General features: G+C 54.9%; 17 protein-coding genes. 9 read left to right on the forward strand and 8 right to left on the reverse strand.

Translation table 11 applies throughout. The annotated features are described in order from the left end of the window. Positions 1-9 precede the first annotated feature (9 nt). The 5 genes from dnaE (at position 10) to tilS (ending at position 8,500) form a co-directional block, all read left to right on the forward strand. Complete coding sequence (gene dnaE / locus AB8846_RS11785; RefSeq protein ID WP_370732761.1) at positions 10-3,492, forward strand: DNA polymerase III subunit alpha; 3,483 nt, start codon at positions 10-12, stop codon at positions 3,490-3,492. 12 nt (positions 3,493-3,504) lie between these two features. Further along, positions 3,505-4,464, forward strand: coding sequence for an acetyl-CoA carboxylase carboxyl transferase subunit alpha (accA, locus tag AB8846_RS11790; RefSeq protein WP_008501895.1), 960 nt, complete (start codon positions 3,505-3,507; stop codon positions 4,462-4,464). Positions 4,465-4,564: 100 nt separating this feature from the next. Next, a complete protein-coding gene (locus AB8846_RS11795; protein WP_370732762.1) occupies positions 4,565-6,697 on the forward strand; it encodes a lysine decarboxylase LdcC in 2,133 nt (710 codons plus the stop codon). A 65-nt stretch (positions 6,698-6,762) separates the two neighbouring features. Beyond that, the gene (locus AB8846_RS11800) at positions 6,763-7,152 is read left to right on the forward strand and encodes a VOC family protein (protein ID WP_029741193.1); all 390 of its coding nucleotides are present in this window, start codon (positions 6,763-6,765) and stop codon (positions 7,150-7,152) included. Between the two features lie 58 nt (positions 7,153-7,210). Then, the gene (gene tilS, locus AB8846_RS11805) at positions 7,211-8,500 is read left to right on the forward strand and encodes a tRNA lysidine(34) synthetase TilS (RefSeq protein ID WP_370732763.1); all 1,290 of its coding nucleotides are present in this window, start codon (positions 7,211-7,213) and stop codon (positions 8,498-8,500) included. 28 nt (positions 8,501-8,528) lie between these two features. Here tilS and rof read toward each other — a convergent pair whose 3' ends face one another. Both rof and AB8846_RS11815 read right to left on the reverse strand, forming a co-directional pair. Further along, complete coding sequence (gene rof / locus AB8846_RS11810) at positions 8,529-8,789, reverse strand: Rho-binding antiterminator (RefSeq protein WP_047346425.1); 261 nt, start codon at positions 8,787-8,789, stop codon at positions 8,529-8,531. Then, complete coding sequence (locus tag AB8846_RS11815; RefSeq protein WP_032667327.1) at positions 8,776-8,976, reverse strand: YaeP family protein; 201 nt, start codon at positions 8,974-8,976, stop codon at positions 8,776-8,778. The genes rof and AB8846_RS11815 overlap by 14 nt, the downstream gene beginning before the upstream one ends. 196 nt (positions 8,977-9,172) lie before the next feature. Between AB8846_RS11815 and AB8846_RS11820 the strand changes: the two genes are divergently transcribed. The 3 genes from AB8846_RS11820 to nlpE are packed head-to-tail and all read left to right on the forward strand — an operon-like array spanning position 9,173 to position 10,870. Next, entirely contained in the window at positions 9,173-9,718 is a 546-nt protein-coding gene (locus AB8846_RS11820) for a YaeQ family protein (protein ID WP_063145198.1), read from the forward strand. Then, positions 9,715-10,137, forward strand: a complete 423-nt coding sequence (gene arfB / locus AB8846_RS11825) for an alternative ribosome rescue aminoacyl-tRNA hydrolase ArfB (protein WP_032649720.1) — start codon at positions 9,715-9,717, stop codon at positions 10,135-10,137. Before AB8846_RS11820 ends, arfB begins: the two co-directional genes overlap by 4 nt. A 34-nt stretch (positions 10,138-10,171) precedes the next feature. Then, positions 10,172-10,870: an envelope stress response activation lipoprotein NlpE gene (nlpE, locus tag AB8846_RS11830; RefSeq protein WP_331413289.1), complete on the forward strand. Its 699-nt coding sequence runs from the start codon at positions 10,172-10,174 to the stop codon at positions 10,868-10,870. 47 nt (positions 10,871-10,917) lie between these two features. Here the strand turns inward: nlpE and proS are convergent, their stop codons facing one another. The 6 genes from proS to metN form a co-directional block, all read right to left on the reverse strand. After that, on the reverse strand, positions 10,918-12,636 hold the full coding sequence (gene proS, locus AB8846_RS11835; RefSeq protein ID WP_033144681.1) for a proline--tRNA ligase: 1,719 nt from the start codon (positions 12,634-12,636) through the stop codon (positions 10,918-10,920). Between the two features lie 112 nt (positions 12,637-12,748). Then, the gene (gene tsaA / locus AB8846_RS11840) at positions 12,749-13,456 is read right to left on the reverse strand and encodes a tRNA (N6-threonylcarbamoyladenosine(37)-N6)-methyltransferase TrmO (protein ID WP_063145200.1); all 708 of its coding nucleotides are present in this window, start codon (positions 13,454-13,456) and stop codon (positions 12,749-12,751) included. After that, complete coding sequence (gene rcsF, locus AB8846_RS11845) at positions 13,453-13,857, reverse strand: Rcs stress response system protein RcsF (RefSeq protein ID WP_008501883.1); 405 nt, start codon at positions 13,855-13,857, stop codon at positions 13,453-13,455. Before rcsF ends, tsaA begins: the two co-directional genes overlap by 4 nt. Positions 13,858-13,963: 106 nt before the next feature. Continuing rightward, a complete protein-coding gene (gene metQ / locus AB8846_RS11850; RefSeq protein WP_063145201.1) occupies positions 13,964-14,779 on the reverse strand; it encodes a methionine ABC transporter substrate-binding lipoprotein MetQ in 816 nt (271 codons plus the stop codon). A 40-nt stretch (positions 14,780-14,819) separates the two neighbouring features. Then, positions 14,820-15,473 (reverse strand): methionine ABC transporter permease MetI, encoded by a 654-nt coding sequence (locus AB8846_RS11855; RefSeq protein ID WP_014168730.1) that lies wholly within the window; start codon positions 15,471-15,473, stop codon positions 14,820-14,822. Then, positions 15,466-16,497: a methionine ABC transporter ATP-binding protein MetN gene (gene metN / locus AB8846_RS11860; RefSeq protein ID WP_023334590.1), complete on the reverse strand. Its 1,032-nt coding sequence runs from the start codon at positions 16,495-16,497 to the stop codon at positions 15,466-15,468. Before metN ends, AB8846_RS11855 begins: the two co-directional genes overlap by 8 nt. A 188-nt stretch (positions 16,498-16,685) precedes the next feature. Between metN and gmhB the strand changes: the two genes are divergently transcribed. Continuing rightward, positions 16,686-17,252: a D-glycero-beta-D-manno-heptose 1,7-bisphosphate 7-phosphatase gene (gene gmhB / locus AB8846_RS11865; protein ID WP_063145202.1), complete on the forward strand. Its 567-nt coding sequence runs from the start codon at positions 16,686-16,688 to the stop codon at positions 17,250-17,252. Positions 17,253-17,586 lie beyond the last annotated feature (334 nt).

A 17,586-nucleotide genomic window follows, 5' to 3' on the forward strand; every position in this document is an offset into this window, starting at 1 on the left:
AATCTGAAGATGGCTGAACCACGTTTCGTACACCTGCGGGTGCATAGCGACTACTCCATGATCGATGGGCTGGCGAAGACCGGGCAGCTGGTAAAAAAGGCGGCCTCCCTTGGCATGCCCGCGCTGGCGATCACCGATTTTACCAACCTGTGTGGCCTGGTGAAGTTCTACGGAACGGCACACGGCGCGGGGATGAAGCCTATCGTCGGTGCAGATTTTCATGTGCAAAGCGATCTCGTCGGCGATGAATTGACGCAAATCTCCGTGCTGGCGATGAACAACGCGGGCTATCAAAACCTCACTCTGCTTATCTCAAAAGCCTATCAGCGCGGATACGGTGCGCTGGGCCCGTGGATCGACAGGGACTGGCTGGCTGAGCTGAACGAAGGGCTGCTGCTGATCTCGGGCGGCCGTATGGGGGATGTCGGCAAATGCCTGCTGCGCGGCAATAGCGCGCTGGTGGATCAATGCGTCTCGTTCTATGAAGAGCACTTCCCGGATCGTTATTATCTGGAGCTGATCCGCACCGGTCGGCAGGACGAAGAGAGCTATCTGCATGCGGCGGTCGCACTTGCGGAAGAACGCGGGCTGCCCGTCGTCGCGACAAACGATGTGCGCTTCCTCGAGCCGGGGGATTTTGACGCTCACGAAATTCGCGTGGCGATCCACGATGGCTTCACGCTGGACGATCCCAAACGGCCGCGTAATTACTCCGCTCAACAGTACATGCGCAGCGAGGAGGAGATGTGTGAACTCTTCTCCGATATTCCTGAAGCGCTGGAAAACAGCGTAGAGATCGCCAAGCGCTGTAACGTTACCGTCCGCCTCGGCGAATACTTCCTGCCGCAGTTCCCGACGGGTGATATGACCACGGAAGATTTCCTGGTCGCAAAATCAAAAGAAGGTCTGGAAGAGCGTCTGGAATTTCTGTTCCCGGATGAGGCCGTTCGCAAAGAGAAGCGTCCGCCGTACGATGAACGCCTGGATATTGAACTCCAGGTGATCAACCAGATGGGCTTCCCGGGCTACTTCCTGATCGTCATGGAGTTTATCCAGTGGTCGAAGGATAACGGCGTACCGGTCGGACCGGGGCGTGGCTCCGGTGCAGGATCGCTTGTGGCCTATGCGCTTAAAATTACCGACCTCGATCCGCTGGAATTCGACCTGCTGTTCGAACGTTTCCTCAACCCGGAACGTGTTTCCATGCCCGACTTTGACGTCGACTTCTGCATGGAGAAACGCGATCAGGTGATCGAGCACGTCGCCGATATGTACGGCCGTGATGCGGTATCGCAGATTATTACGTTCGGTACGATGGCGGCGAAAGCGGTTATCCGTGACGTCGGCCGCGTGCTGGGCCACCCGTACGGCTTTGTCGATCGTATTTCTAAGCTGGTGCCGCCCGATCCGGGCATGACGCTGGCAAAAGCGTTTGAAGCCGAGCCTCAGCTGCCGGAAATCTACGAAGCCGACGAAGAAGTTAAAGCGCTGATCGACATGGCGCGCAAGCTGGAAGGCGTCACGCGTAACGCCGGTAAGCATGCGGGGGGCGTGGTTATCGCGCCGACCAAAATTACCGACTTCGCGCCGCTCTACTGCGATGAAGCGGGTGAACATCCGGTTACTCAGTTTGATAAGAACGACGTGGAATACGCCGGGCTGGTGAAGTTTGACTTCCTCGGCCTGCGTACGCTGACGATCATCGACTGGGCGCTGAAGATGATCAACCCGCGCCGGGAGAAGCAGGGCCTTGAGCCGATAGACATTGCCGCCATCCCGCTGGATGACAAGAAAAGTTTCGACATGCTGCAGCGCTCGGAGACCACCGCGGTCTTCCAGCTTGAATCGCGCGGCATGAAAGATCTGATTAAACGTCTGCAGCCCGACTGCTTCGAAGATATGATCGCACTGGTTGCCCTGTTCCGTCCGGGCCCTCTGCAGTCAGGGATGGTAGATAACTTTATCGACCGTAAGCACGGGCGCGAAGAGATTTCTTACCCGGACGTTCAGTGGCAGCATGAAAGCCTGAAGCCGGTACTGGAGCCAACCTACGGCATCATCCTGTATCAGGAACAGGTCATGCAGATTGCCCAGGTGCTTTCCGGCTATACCCTCGGCGGCGCGGATATGCTGCGTCGTGCAATGGGTAAGAAAAAGCCGGAAGAGATGGCCAAGCAACGAGGCACTTTCGAAGAAGGTGCGAGAAAAAACGGCATTGACGGTGAACTGGCGATTAAGATCTTTGACCTGGTGGAGAAATTCGCCGGGTACGGATTTAACAAATCCCACTCCGCCGCCTATGCTTTGGTGTCGTATCAAACGCTGTGGCTGAAAGCGCACTATCCTGCTGAATTTATGGCGGCGGTAATGACGGCCGATATGGACAACACCGAGAAGGTGGTGGGGCTGGTGGACGAGTGCTGGCGCATGGGGCTTAAGATCCTGCCGCCGGATATTAACTCAGGCCTCTACCATTTCCACGTTAACGACGACGGAGAGATCGTTTACGGGATCGGCGCGATCAAAGGCGTGGGTGAAGGTCCGATCGAGGCGATCATCGAAGCGCGTAACAACGGCGGGTATTTCCGCGAGCTGTTCGATCTCTGCGCGCGTACCGACACCAAAAAATTGAACCGTCGCGTGCTGGAAAAACTGATCATGTCCGGCGCGTTTGACAGGCTGGGGCCGCACCGCGCCGCGCTGATGAACTCTCTCGGCGACGCGCTGAAAGCGGCGGATCAGCATGCAAAAGCGGAAGCCATTGGTCAGGCGGATATGTTCGGGGTGCTGGCGGAAGAGCCAGAGCAGATCGAGCAATCTTATTCCAACTGCCAGCCGTGGCCAGAACAGGTGGTACTGGATGGGGAGCGTGAGACGTTAGGCTTGTACCTGACGGGGCACCCGATCAACCAGTACATCAAAGAAATTGAGCGCTATGTCGGCGGCCACAGGCTTAAAGACATGCATCCGACAGAACGTGGTAAAATCACCACGGCTGCGGGGCTCGTGATTGCCGCAAGGGTTATGGTCACCAAGCGCGGCAATCGTATCGGTATCTGTACGTTGGATGACCGTTCCGGGCGTCTGGAGGTGATGTTGTTCACCGACGCGCTGGATAAATACCAGCAATTGCTGGAAAAAGACCGCATACTTATCGTCAGCGGACAGGTCAGCTTTGATGACTTCAGCGGGGGGCTTAAAATGACCGCCCGCGAAGTGATGGACATTGACGAAGCCCGGGAAAAATATGCTCGCGGGCTTGCTATCTCGCTGACGGACAGGCAAATTGATGACCAGCTTTTAAACCGACTCCGTCAGTCTCTGGAACCCCACCGCTCGGGGACAATTCCAGTACATCTCTACTATCAGAGGGCGGATGCACGTGCGCGGTTGCGCTTTGGTGCAACGTGGCGTGTCTCTCCGAGCGATCGTTTACTGAACGATCTCCGTGGCCTCATTGGTTCGGAGCAGGTGGAACTGGAGTTTGACTAATACAGGAATACTATGAGTCTGAATTTCCTTGATTTCGAACAGCCGATTGCTGAGCTGGAAGCGAAAATCGATTCTCTGACAGCGGTAAGCCGTCAGGATGAAAAACTGGATATTAACATCGACGAAGAAGTGCATCGTCTGCGCGAGAAAAGCGTAGAGCTGACGCGCAAAATCTTTGCCGATCTCGGCGCATGGCAGGTGGCCCAGCTGGCTCGCCATCCACAGCGTCCGTACACCCTGGATTATGTCCGCCTGGCGTTTGACGAATTTGACGAACTGGCAGGCGATCGCGCATACGCGGACGATAAAGCTATCGTTGGCGGCATCGCGCGTCTGGACGGACGCCCGGTGATGATCATTGGTCATCAGAAAGGCCGTGAAACCAAAGAGAAAATCCGTCGTAACTTTGGTATGCCAGCACCAGAAGGCTACCGTAAGGCCCTGCGTCTGATGGAGATGGCTGAGCGTTTCAATATGCCAATCATCACCTTCATCGACACCCCGGGTGCATACCCTGGCGTGGGCGCGGAAGAGCGCGGTCAGTCTGAAGCTATCGCGCGCAACCTGCGCGAGATGTCTCGTCTGAAGGTGCCGGTCATCTGTACCGTTATCGGCGAGGGTGGTTCCGGCGGTGCGCTGGCGATTGGCGTGGGCGATAAAGTGAATATGCTGCAGTACAGCACCTATTCCGTTATCTCCCCGGAAGGCTGCGCGTCCATTCTGTGGAAAAGCGCCGACAAAGCGCCGCTGGCCGCAGAAGCAATGGGCATCATTGCGCCACGCCTGAAAGAGCTTAAGCTGATCGATTCCATCATCCCGGAACCGCTGGGTGGTGCGCATCGTAAGCCGGAAGTGATGGCGGCTTCTCTGAAAGCGCAGCTGCTGGCTGACCTGGCGGATCTGGACGTGCTGAGCAAAGAAGATCTGCTCAACCGCCGTTACCAGCGTCTGATGACCTACGGTTACGCGTAAGCTTCACAATTATCTGAAAAGCCGCACACTGTTGCGGCTTTTTTTATACCTGCGGTTTAGCCGGGCTATGCTTAGCTAATGTTTTTTAAGGAGGAAGCCCATGAATATCATTGCCATTATGGGGCCACACGGCGTCTTTTATAAAGATGAGCCGATTAAGGAGCTGGAGCAAGCCCTGCAGTCGCGCGGGTATCAGCTAATCTGGCCGCACAACAGCGCCGACCTGCTGAAGTTCATCGAGCATAACCCGCGTATCTGCGGCGTGATCTTCGACTGGGACGAATACGATCTCGACCTGTGCAGCGATATCAACAAGCTGAACGAATACCTCCCGCTGTACGCGTTCATTAATACCCACTCCACCATGGACGTCAGCGCCAATGATATGCGTATGGCGCTGTGGTTTTTTGAATATTCCCTCGGCGTGGCGGAAGATATTGCCACCCGAATTCAGCAATATACCGGTGAGTACCTCGATAACATTACGCCACCGTTTACCCGGGCGCTTTTCACCTACGTGAAGGAGGGTAAATATACCTTCTGTACGCCGGGTCATATGGCGGGAACGGCTTATCAAAAAAGCCCGGTGGGCTGCCTGTTCTATGATTTCTTTGGTGGCAACACGCTGAAAGCGGACGTGTCGATTTCAGTCACCGAATTAGGCTCTTTGCTGGATCACACCGGCCCGCATCTGGAAGCTGAAGAGTATATCGCCCGCACCTTTGGCGCCGAGCAGAGCTATATGGTGACCAACGGCACCTCGACTTCGAACAAAATCGTGGGGATGTACGCTGCGCCCGCTGGCAGCACCCTGCTGATTGACCGTAACTGCCATAAATCGCTGGCACACCTGCTGATGATGAGCGACGTCGTACCGATCTGGCTGTCACCGACGCGTAACGCGCTCGGTATTCTTGGCGGCATTCCGCGCCGGGAGTTCACCCATGACGCTATTGAAAGCAAGGTCGCGGCAGTTCCCGGCGCAAGCTGGCCTGTCCATGCGGTGATCACCAACTCGACCTATGACGGTCTGCTGTACAACACGGACTGGATCAAAAAGACGCTGGACGTGCCGTCGATCCACTTCGACTCCGCATGGGTGCCGTATACCAACTTCCACCCGATTTACGCCGGTAAAAGCGGCATGAGCGGTGAACGTATGCCGGGTAAAGTGTTCTTCGAAACGCAGTCGACGCATAAAATGCTGGCGGCGTTTTCCCAGGCTTCGCTTATTCACATCAAAGGCGAGTACGACGAAGACACGTTCAACGAAGCCTTCATGATGCATACCACCACCTCACCGAGCTATCCGCTGGTGGCCTCCATTGAAACGGCCGCGGCGATGCTGCGCGGCAATCCGGGCAAACGCCTCATCAACCGTTCGGTGGAGCGCGCGCTGCATTTCCGCAAAGAGGTTCAGCGGCTGAAAGATGAAGCCGACGGCTGGTTCTTTGATATCTGGCAGCCGGAAGAGATTGATGAAGCCGAATGCTGGCCCGTCTCGCCCGGCGAAGACTGGCATGGCTTCCGGGATGCCGATAGCGACCATATGTTCCTCGACCCGGTCAAAGTGACGATCCTGACGCCGGGCATGGATGAGCAGGGCAGGATGGGCGATGAGGGCATTCCGGCCGCGCTGGTGGCGAAATTCCTTGATGAACGTGGCGTGGTAGTGGAGAAAACCGGTCCCTATAACCTGCTGTTCCTGTTCAGTATTGGCATTGATAAAACCCGGGCGATGGGGTTGTTGCGCGGGCTGATGGAGTTTAAGCGCGCCTACGATCTCAACCTGCGGGTGAAGAATATGCTCCCGGATCTCTACGCGGAGGATCCCGACTTCTACCGTAATATGCGCATTCAGGATCTGGCCCAGGGGATCCACCGGCTGATCCGTCAGCACGATCTGCCGCGTCTGATGCTTCAGGCGTTCGATGTCTTACCGGAGATGAAGTTTACCCCGCATAAGGCGTGGCAGCGCCAGGTGAAAGGGGAGGTCGAAACCGTCGAGCTGGAAAATCTGGTCGGGCGCGTATCGGCCAATATGATCCTGCCTTACCCGCCGGGCGTACCGCTCCTGATGCCGGGAGAGATGATTACCGAAGAGAGTCGGGCCGTGCTCGATTTCCTGCTGATGCTCTGCTCTGTCGGGCGCCATTATCCGGGCTTTGAGACGGATATCCACGGTGCGAAGCGCGACGAGAACGGCGTTTACTGGGTGCGAGTCCTAAAATAAGGAGGACCGCTTGCCAGGCGCGGGTTTTCGGTTGTAACGTTCAGGCATCATAAAAAGGAGAAGCTATGCTGGGTTTAAAACAGGTTCATCATATTGCGATCATTGCGACCGATTACGCGAAAAGTAAGGCTTTCTACTGCGACATCCTGGGCTTTACGCTCATGAGCGAAGCCTACCGTGAGGAGCGTGACTCCTGGAAGGGCGACCTGGCGTTAAACGGGCAATATGTGATTGAGCTGTTCTCTTTTCCTTTTCCGCCTGCGCGTCCGTCCCGCCCGGAAGCCTGTGGCCTGCGTCATCTTGCCTTCAGCGTCGATGACCTGGATAGCGCCGTGAAACATCTGGAAGCGCACGGCGTGACGTGCGAAGCGATTCGCGTCGATCCCTTCACCGACAAGCGTTTTACCTTTTTCAACGACCCGGACGGCCTTCCGCTGGAGCTTTATCAGCAGTAATGGTTGTCCTGTGTGATAATGCCCGCTCAGTTCGGGCATTTTTTATGTGTAATCTCCTATGACCTTACCCGCTATCGCACAAGCCGTTTCACCGTACCGCCAGCTGCTGGTGGGGTTTAGCGGTGGCCTGGATTCCACCGTGTTGCTGCATCGCCTTAAGTGCTGGCGCGATCGGGAATCTGACGTCCAGCTTCGGGCTATACACATCCACCACGGATTAAGTCCCCACGCAGAGGAGTGGGTGGCGCACTGTGAAGCCTTGTGTGCGGCGTGGGCGATCCCGCTCATCGTTGAGCGCGTTACGCTTGCGGAGGAAGGGCTGGGCATCGAGGCGCAGGCGCGTAAAGCCCGCTATGCCGCGTTTGCCGGGGCATTACGTACTGGAGAAGCGCTGGTCACGGCCCAACATCTGGACGATCAGTGTGAAACCTTTCTGCTGGCGCTTAAGCGGGGCAGCGGGCCGGCGGGGCTTTCTGCCATGCCGGCGCGTTCAGAATTTGCCGGCACAACGTTATTGCGTCCGCTGCTTGGCGAGACGCGTGCCTCACTGGAAGCCTGGGCGCGAGAACATCAGCTGAGCTGGATCGAAGATGAGAGTAACCAGGATGATGGCTATGACCGTAACTTCCTGCGCCTGCGCGTCCTCCCGCTTTTAGGCGACCGCTGGCCGCATTTCGCCGACGCGACGGCAAGAAGCGCCATGCTGTGTGCCGAACAGGAATCGCTGCTGGATGAGCTGTTGAGCGACGAGCTGGCTGGACTCATTTCTGCTGGCGGGGCGTTAGCGATCGCACCGATGATAGCGATGAGCCCGGTACGTCGCGCCGCGCTGTTGCGACGCTGGTTGGCCTCTCATCGCGCCGCGATGCCGTCGCGGGCGATGCTGAGCCGTATCTGGGACGAAGTCGCACTGGCACGGGATGATGCTTCCCCATGCGTCCACCTGAACGGATTTGAGGTTAGACGGTATAAAGGGGAACTCTGGTGGATAAAATCCACGCCCTCACTGACCGATGTGGTGCTCGACTGGCTTTCTCCTGACGCACCGCTGATATTGCCCTGTGAGGCAGGACGCGTCTCTCTCCTGCCGTCTGGTCACGTGCGGTTGCCGAAGCCCGGTGAACCGGTCACCGTGCGCTTTAAGGCCGGTGGTATGCTGCATATCGTCGGGCGCAACGGGGGGCGGAAGCTGAAGAAAATATGGCAAGAGTGTAACGTGCCGCCGTGGCTGCGCGACACCACGCCGCTACTGTTCTACGGCGAAACGCCTATCGCTGCGGCAGGGATTTTCATTACGGAAGAGGGGTGGTCAAAAGAGGGTGTCCGTTTTGAGTGGCAGAAAGCGTAACGGGCAGCCAGGCTGCCCGTTAGTGTCATCAGGATTCGCTTACCACGACGGTGCCGATTTGCGGGTGGCTGAAGCTGGCTATTTTGTCCAGACGCAGCTCACGCGTTGCACCGGCATCTTCCACTATCAGATATTCCACATTCTTACGTGAAACCAGATCGCTGGCTTTCCCCTTCAACACTTCGCCATCTTTTAGCTCCAGCGTCAGTATTAAGTGATGCTGGCAGGCGAGTTCGAGGTTGTCATAGTCATCACAATTGATGGGTTGATAAGTTTCATTCATCGACATAATCGCTCACCAGTAAATTCGCCGCAGCATACGCTGCTTTTTCCCTGACCGACTCTGAAAGGCCCTCATCGGAGGCCACTTCATTAAGCACCTTCAATACACAGCCCAACGCGTCCGGGACATACCCCAGATCTCCGCTGGCGATTTCCGCATACCGTTTGCGAATTAACTCACAATAATTATTCACATCCCCTCCCGCCAGCGCACTGACTTACTGTGAGATATCATTAAGCCTACGAAGATAAACTCGGTTTAGCAAGGTGACTATACCATACTCATTTAAGCAATATCAGAGCCTTGATAGGGGTGTATTTAACACCCAGTAACAGCCTTTTGCCGCGGTTTTCGCTACAATGTGCGCCTGATTCGAATGGAGTTCTCTCATGGCGCTGAAAGCGACAATTTATAAAGCAGTGGTCAATGTGGCCGATCTGGATCGCAACCAGTTCCTGGACGCGTCGCTTACTCTGGCACGCCACCCCTCTGAAACCCAGGAGCGCATGATGCTGCGCCTGCTGGCATGGATTAAGTATGCCGACGAACGTCTGCAGTTTACCCGTGGGTTAAGCGCAGAAGACGAGCCTGAAGCCTGGCTGCGCAACGATCATCTGGGTATCGATTTGTGGATCGAACTTGGACTGCCGGACGAGCGCAGAATTAAGAAGGCCTGCACCCAGTCCGCTAAAGTGGCCTTATTCGCATATAATCAGCGCGCTGCGGAGATCTGGTGGCAGCAAAACAAGAGCAAGTGCGGACAGTTTAAAAATCTCACGGTCTGGTATCTGGATGATGAGCAGCTGGCGCAGTTGAGCGAGTTTGCCAGCCGGACCATGGTTTTGCAGGCGACGATTCAGGACGGCGCAATCTGGCTCTCTGATTCTCAGAATAATCTGGAAATTCATTTAACGGCGTGGCAACCCGCGTCATGATCGTCTTGTCCCGAAACGTCAGCATTCCTGACAACGAGCTGGAAATTACCGCCATTCGTGCGCAGGGGGCAGGTGGGCAACACGTCAACAAGGCGTCGACGGCTATCCATTTGCGTTTTGACATTCGAGCCTCAAGCCTGCCAGAGTATTATAAAGAAAGCCTGCTTGCCGCCAGTCATCACCTTATTACCAGCGACGGCGTGATTGTGATCAAAGCTCAGGAATACCGCAGCCAGGAGCTCAACCGGGAAGCGGCGATAGCCAGGCTGGTGGCGGTCATCAAAGAGTTAACGGCAGTACAAAAAAGCCGCCGGGCAACGCGGCCAACCCGCGCATCGAAAGAGCGTCGGTTGTCCTCGAAGGCCCAAAAATCCACAGTGAAAGCATTGCGCGGTAAAGTTCGTCGCCCGACAGAGTGACGATAGGGAACACACTTTTCATAAGGAATTCATTGTGAAAAAAGTATTATGGTCAGCGCTGGCAGTGAGTACGCTGTTTGCGCTTTTCGGGTGTAACAACCGCTCTGAAACGCAGGTTTTACAACCCACGCAAACGGAAGAATTAAAACCGATGCAGCAAAGCTGGCGCGGCGTATTGCCTTGCGCAGATTGCGAAGGTATTGAAACGTCTCTGTTCCTGCAAAAAGATGGCACCTGGGTGATGAATCAGCGCTATCAGGGCGCTAAAGAGCCTTCTTCTTTTGCGACTTATGGAACATGGGCGCGTACGGCGGAGAAGCTGGTCCTGACGGATACCTCCGGTGAGAAAACCTGGTTCCGTCCTAAAGGTGACAGCATGGAGATGCTCGACCGCGAAGGTAACCCTATTCAGTCCCAGTTCAACTACACGCTAGCCCCGGTGAAAGCGGCCCTGCCTGCAACGCCAATGGCAATGCGGGGGATGTACTTCTATATGGCGGATGCGGCGATCTTTACCGACTGCGCAACCGGCAGGAAGGTCAGCGTGGCAAACAATGCGCAGCTTGAACGTGATTACGCTGTAGCACGCGGCAATGACAGCAAGCCGGTATTGCTGACGGTTGACGGTCACTTTACGCTGGAGCCAAACCCGGATAGCGGAGAGATGGTGAAAACGCTGGTGGCAGATAAAGACGCGAAGTTTGTCGCGGGCAAAGACTGTAACAGTAAATAAGCTGACGTTGAGCCATTAAAAAACCCCGCCTGAGCGGGGTTTTTTGTTTAGCCTTTGATGGCTTTCACCAGGTAATCAAGAATGTCGCCGGTCTTGATCATCTGTTTTTCGCCGCTGCGACGGTATTTGTATTCAATCTCATCGCTGTCGAGGTTGCGGTCGCCGATGACGACGGTGTGCGGGATACCGATCAGTTCCATATCGGCAAACATCACGCCCGGACGCTCTTTACGGTCATCCATCAGCACTTCGATTCCCTGAGCGCGCAGCTCGGCATACAGCTTCTCGGCCAGCTCCTGCACGCGGTAAGATTTGTGCATGTTCATTGGCAGAATAGCCACCTGGAACGGCGCGATATTGTCCGGCCAGACGATGCCGCGTTCGTCGTAGTTCTGCTCAATCGCCGCAGCCACCACGCGCGTCACCCCGATACCGTAGCAACCCATGGTCAGGATCTGGTTACGGCCATCTTCACCCTGAACAGCAGCGTTCAGCGCGCGAGAGTATTTATCGCCCAGCTGGAAGATGTGGCCGACTTCGATGCCGCGCTTAATCATCAGGGTACCCTGACCGTCCGGGCTTGGATCGCCTGCAACCACGTTACGGATGTCAGCCACTTCCGGCGTCGCCACGTCGCGATCCCAGTTGATGCCGAAGTAATGTTTACCGTCGATGTTCGCACCTGCAGAGAAGTCGCTCATTGCAGCAACCGTGCGGTCAATAACAACCGGCACCGGCAGGTTGACTGGACCCAGTGAACCTGGGCCCGCATTCACCACGGCGCGGATTTCCGCTTCCGTTGCGAACGTCAGCGGGCTGGCGACCTGCGGCAGCTTCTCGGCTTTTACTTCGTTCAGCTCGTGATCGCCACGCACCAGCAGGGCAACCAGCGGGTAAGCGCTCCCTTCGGTGGATTTCACCAGCAGCGTTTTAACGGTTTTTTCGACAGGCAGATTGAACTGCTCAACCAGCTCGGCAATGGTTTTCGCGTTTGGCGTATCAACCAGCGTCATCTCTTGCGTTGCCGCGCCGCGTGGTTCTTTTGGTGCCAGCGCTTCTGCAAATTCGATGTTCGCCGCGTAGTCTGAAGAGTCAGAGAAGATCACATCGTCTTCACCGCTCTGCGCCAGTACCTGGAACTCATGGGATGCGCTACCGCCGATGGAGCCGGTATCAGCCTGCACAGCACGGAAATCCAGACCCATGCGGGAGAAGATTTTGCTGTATGCCGCATACATTGCGTCGTAAGTCTCTTGCAGTGATTCCTGAGAGGTATGGAAAGAGTAGGCATCTTTCATCAGGAATTCGCGAGAGCGCATGACGCCGAAACGTGGGCGAACTTCGTCACGGAACTTGGTCTGGATCTGGAAGAAGTTCAGCGGCAGCTGTTTGTAAGAGCTCAGCTCATTACGAATCAGGTCGGTAATGACTTCTTCATGCGTTGGGCCGAGAACGAACGGACGCTCGCCGCGATCGACGAAGCGCAGCAGTTCAGGACCATATTGTTCCCAACGGCCACTCTCCTGCCACAGGTCAGCGGGCTGAACCACAGGCATGGACACCTCGATAGCACCGGCGTTGTTCATCTCTTCACGCACGATGTTTTCGACTTTTTTCAGGACGCGCACGCCGGTCGGCAGCCAGGTATATAACCCGGAGGCCAGCTTGCGGATCATCCCGGCGCGCAGCATCAGCTGATGGCTGATCACTTCGGCGTCGGCAGGCGTCTCCTTCAGAGTGGAGAGCAGATATTGGCTAGTACGCATGTTGTTACGGTTCCATTTCGACGATTGGAACAGGCTGAAACACCAGCCTGACACAAAAAAAGTGGTTTAGTTTACCAGTGTGGCAAAGATGCCAAAAGAGAGGAGAACAAAATTACCTGGGTTCAAGGGCAAACACTTCAAAACCTGCCCCGGTAACGCGCCAGCGAACGTTAAAATCCAGCAGCCAGACGGCGTACGATTTTCCTGCTTCCTCTTCTTTACGGTAGGCCGGACGAGGGTCCTGTGCCAGAACTTCAGTGATGAAATCCCGTAAGCGAGGATAGCGTTTCTCCAGTTGACCGAGCTGCGCGGTTATCTCAGGCGTAAAATAAACAGGCATGTCCGCCTGCGGTGCGTCCTGAGCATAGCTTGCACGCGCGTCAGGGAGGGCTTCGGCGAAGGGCAAATAGGGTTTGATGTCGATTACCGGCGTGCCGTCTACCAGGTCCAGGCTACCTAACTCCAGTATCACCCGATCTTTCTGGCAACGTATACCTTTCAGTTCAACCAGCGACATTCCAACCGGGTTTGGGCGGAAGGTCGAGCGAGTCGCAAACACGCCCATTCTCGCATTTCCGCCAAGACGAGGAGGGCGCACGGTCGGACGCCAGCCGCCTTCCATCGTCTGGTGAAACACGAACACCACCCATAAATGGCTGAAAGCCTCGAGCCCGCGTACCGCATCGGCCTGATTGTAAGGCGCAATCAGGTGAAGCTCACCGCTTCCGCTGGTCACAAGACCGGGCTGGCGGGGGACGGCGAACTTCTCTTTATAAGGAGAGTGGATAACGCCTATCTGCTCGAACTGAAATGCACTCATTTCGCCGTGATGTTCAGCGCAGAACCGATGCAAACCGCCTGACGGTAGCAGCCCGGCGTGCCGCTGGTGACTTCACAGCTGTGCAGCAGGACAGCGTTGGCCTTCATTTTTGCAGCATTAATCTGCATACGTTTACGCGCTGTCGGAATATTCGGTGGTGAGTCCTGGTTGGTCGCCTGGCAGGATTCGCCGCTCACTTCGCCGAGTTCACGGAACGGTTTACCGACGAGTTCGTCTGCTTTCGTGATAATGCGAACCGGCGCCGGGCGAACCACTTTCGGTTTCGCAGGCTCGGTTTTTGGCGGGGTTGCCGTGCTTTGAACAGGTTCAACGGGAGATCTGCTTAGCATAGAACAGCCGCTCAGCATGAGTGCTAAAAGACAGATCGGTAAAGCACGCATAATAGTTCCTCAATGGATAATCAAAACGTCAGATATTGAATCAGTTGACTGCACAAATGACAAGACGGGCATAAGCCCGTCCTGATGATATTACACTGAGGTGAGATTACCAGCCTTTAACAGCGCCGCCGTTAAACACTTTGTTGGCTTCCTGGTAAACTTCATCAGACTGATAAGCCTGAACGAATTTCTTCACGTTTTCCGCGTCTTTGTTGTCTTCGCGAGTCACGATCAGGTTAACGTACGGGGAGTCTTTATCTTCAACGAAGATACCGTCTTTCGCAGGGGTCAGGCCAATCTGGCTCGCATAAGTGGTGTTGATAACCGCCAGAGCAATCTGTGCATCGTCCAGAGAGCGTGGCAGCTGTGGTGCCTCCAGCTCAACCAGTTTCAGATTTTTCGGGTTTTCGGTAACGTCCAGCACGGTTGGCAGCAGACCAACACCGTCTTTCAGTTTGATCAGGCCCACTTTCTGCAGCAGCAGCAGGGAACGGCCAAGGTTAGTTGGGTCGTTTGGAATAGCGACCTGAGAGCCAGGCTGCAGCTCGTCGAGCGATTTGATTTTTTTAGAGTAACCAGCAATTGGATAAACGAAGGTGTTACCGACACCTACCAGTTTATAGCCACGGTCTTTGATCTGCTGGTCCAGGTATGGTTTGTGCTGGAAGGCGTTGGCGTCGATATCGCCTTTGCTCAGCGCTTCGTTCGGCAGAACGTAATCGTTGAAGGTCACCAGCTCAACGTCCAGGCCATACTTCTCTTTTGCCACTTTCTGAGCAACTTCAGCAACCTGTTGTTCTGCACCCACGATAACGCCCACTTTAATGTGGTTTGGATCTTTTTCGTCCTGACCGCAACCCACCAGTGCCAGAGAGCCGATCAGCGCGCCTACTGCTGCAAAGGTCTTTAATTTAAACGCCATGTTTTATCCTTAACTCGTCGAGTTTGTGTTGTGTGTAACGTTATTTGTGAGTAACGGTCCGGACGATGCGATCGCCAGAGAACTGGATTAAATAAACCAGAACAACCAGCAATACCAGAACGGTATTCATCACGGTAGCGTTATATCCAATATAGCCGTACTGGTAACCAATCTGACCTAAACCGCCAGCGCCAACGGCACCACCCATTGCGGAATAACCGACCAGCGTGATGAGCGTTATGGTTGCTGCGTTCACCAGGCCCGGCAGTGCTTCCGGGAGCAGGACTTTGCGCACGATCTGCATCGGCGTTGCGCCCATTGCACGGGAAGCTTCAATCAGACCTGTCGGGATCTCCAGCAGGGCGTTTTCCACCATACGGGCGATAAACGGCGCAGCCCCCACGGTCAACGGAACGATGGCCGCCTGCAGACCGATAGACGTACCGACGATTACGCGGGTAAACGGAATCATCCACACCAGCAGAATAATGAAGGGAATAGAACGGAAGATGTTCACCAGCGCAGAGAGCGTACGGTACAGTTTCGCGTTCTCAATGATTTGACCAGGACGCGTCACGTACAGCAATACGCCGACCGGCAGGCCAATCACAAAACCAAAGAAGCCAGAGACAAAGGTCATTGCCAGCGTTTCCCAAACGCCGCGAACCAGCAGCCACATCATCGGCTCAGACATAACCCAGTACCTCTACTTTTACGTGGTGTTCTTGCAGCCAGGCAATCGCGGCCTGGGTTTCTTCTTGCGTGCCGTGCATTTCTGTCAGCATGATGCCGAACTTCACGCCACCGGCGTAATCCATCTGCGCGCTGATAATGTTGTTGTTCACGTTAAAGCGACGCGCGGTTTCGGAAAGCAGGGGGGCGTCAACGGACTGACCGGTGAACTCCATGCGCAGCATCGGGACGCTGTCTGCTGTCGGTTCGGTTTTCAGGCGTTCCAGATAATCTTCCGGGATATCCAGATGCAGCGTGGACTGGATGAACTGCTGCGCCAGCGGCGTCTTCGGATGCGAGAACACTTCACTTACCGTGTCCTGCTCGATCAGCTCACCGTTGCTGATGACCGCCACGCAGTCACAGATGCGTTTCACCACGTCCATCTCGTGCGTAATAAGGAGGATCGTCAGGCCCAGGCGACGGTTAATGTCTTTCAGCAGTTCCAGAATCGAACGCGTGGTTGCCGGATCCAGTGCGCTGGTGGCTTCATCACACAGCAGTACCTTAGGATTGCTTGCCAGCGCGCGTGCAATGGCCACACGCTGTTTTTGCCCACCGGACAGATTTGCCGGGTAGCTATCATGTTTGTCGCCCAGACCCACAAGGTCGAGCAGCTCGGTAACGCGACGCTTCACTTCTTCTTTTGGCGTGTTATCCAGCTCAAGCGGTAAGGCAACGTTGCCGAACACGGTGCGGGAGGCCAGCAGGTTAAAGTGCTGGAAGATCATGCCAATCTGACGACGCGCTTTGGTGAGTTCTTTTTCTGAGAGAGCGGTAAGTTCCTGGCCGCCAACTTCTACGCTGCCCTGGGTTGGGCGCTCAAGCAGGTTAACACAACGAATCAGCGTGCTTTTACCTGCACCCGATGCGCCAATGACGCCATAAATTTGACCAGCAGGAACATGCAGGCTGACGTTGTTCAGCGCCTGAATGGTTCGGTTCCCCTGCTGGAACACTTTGGTGATATTGGAAAGTTTAATCATTAGATTATTTTTATCGTATGTAAGTTAGCCGTGGCATTTTCTTCTGCCAGATACGGGTGATGACCGTAAACAAAACGGATGTTAAGGCATCCAGACGTCTAAATCAATCCAACTCTGTACGATGAGCACTTTATTGCGCTGCGATTCATGAGATACTAGTCGAACATGCCTTTTTCAGGAGCAAACCGGTGGCAAAATCAGTACCCGCAATTTTTCTCGATCGTGACGGCACTATTAATGTGGATCACGGTTATGTCCATGAGATTGATGAGTTCGAGTTTATCGAGGGCGTAATAGATGCCATGCGCCAGCTGAAAGAGATGGGCTATGCGCTGGTGGTGGTGACGAACCAGTCCGGTATTGCTCGCGGTAAATTCACCGAAGCGCAGTTCGAGACGCTTACGGAATGGATGGACTGGTCGCTGGCCGACCGCGGCGTGGATCTCGACGGTATCTATTATTGTCCGCACCACCCGCAGGGAACAGTAGAAGAGTATCGCCAGACCTGTGACTGCCGTAAGCCGCATCCGGGGATGTTCATCTCTGCGCAGGAGTTCCTGCACATCGATATGGCTGCTTCTTATATGGTGGGCGACAAACTGGAAGATATGCAGGCAGCCGCCGCCGCAGGTGTAGGGACCAAAATATTAGTTCGCACCGGTAAGCCAGTGACGCCAGAAGCAGAAAATGCAGCGGATTGGGTGATTAATAGCCTGGCCGATCTGCCAAAAGAGATTAAAAAGCACCAAAAATAGCCTTTTTGGTGAAAAGATGAGCGGTTGAAATAAAAATGCATTTTTCCGCTTGTCATTCCTCGGCGGCCCCCTATAATGCGCCTCCATCGACACGGCGGATGTGAATCACTTCACACAACAAGCGGTTCGGTTGAAGAGAAAAAATCCTGAAATAACGGGTTGACTCTGAAAGAGGAAAGCGTAATATACGCCACCTCGCAACGGTGAGCGAAAGCCGCGTTGCACTGCTCTTTAACAATTTATCAGACAATCTGTGTGGGCACTCAAAGTGACATGGATTCTTAATGTCTTCGGACAATAAATGAATACCAAGTCTCTGAGTGAACATACGTAA

The sequence above is a fragment of the Enterobacter sp. KB-221C9 genome, from assembly GCF_041320715.1.
GTDB classification, from domain to species: domain Bacteria; phylum Pseudomonadota; class Gammaproteobacteria; order Enterobacterales; family Enterobacteriaceae; genus Enterobacter; species Enterobacter asburiae_D.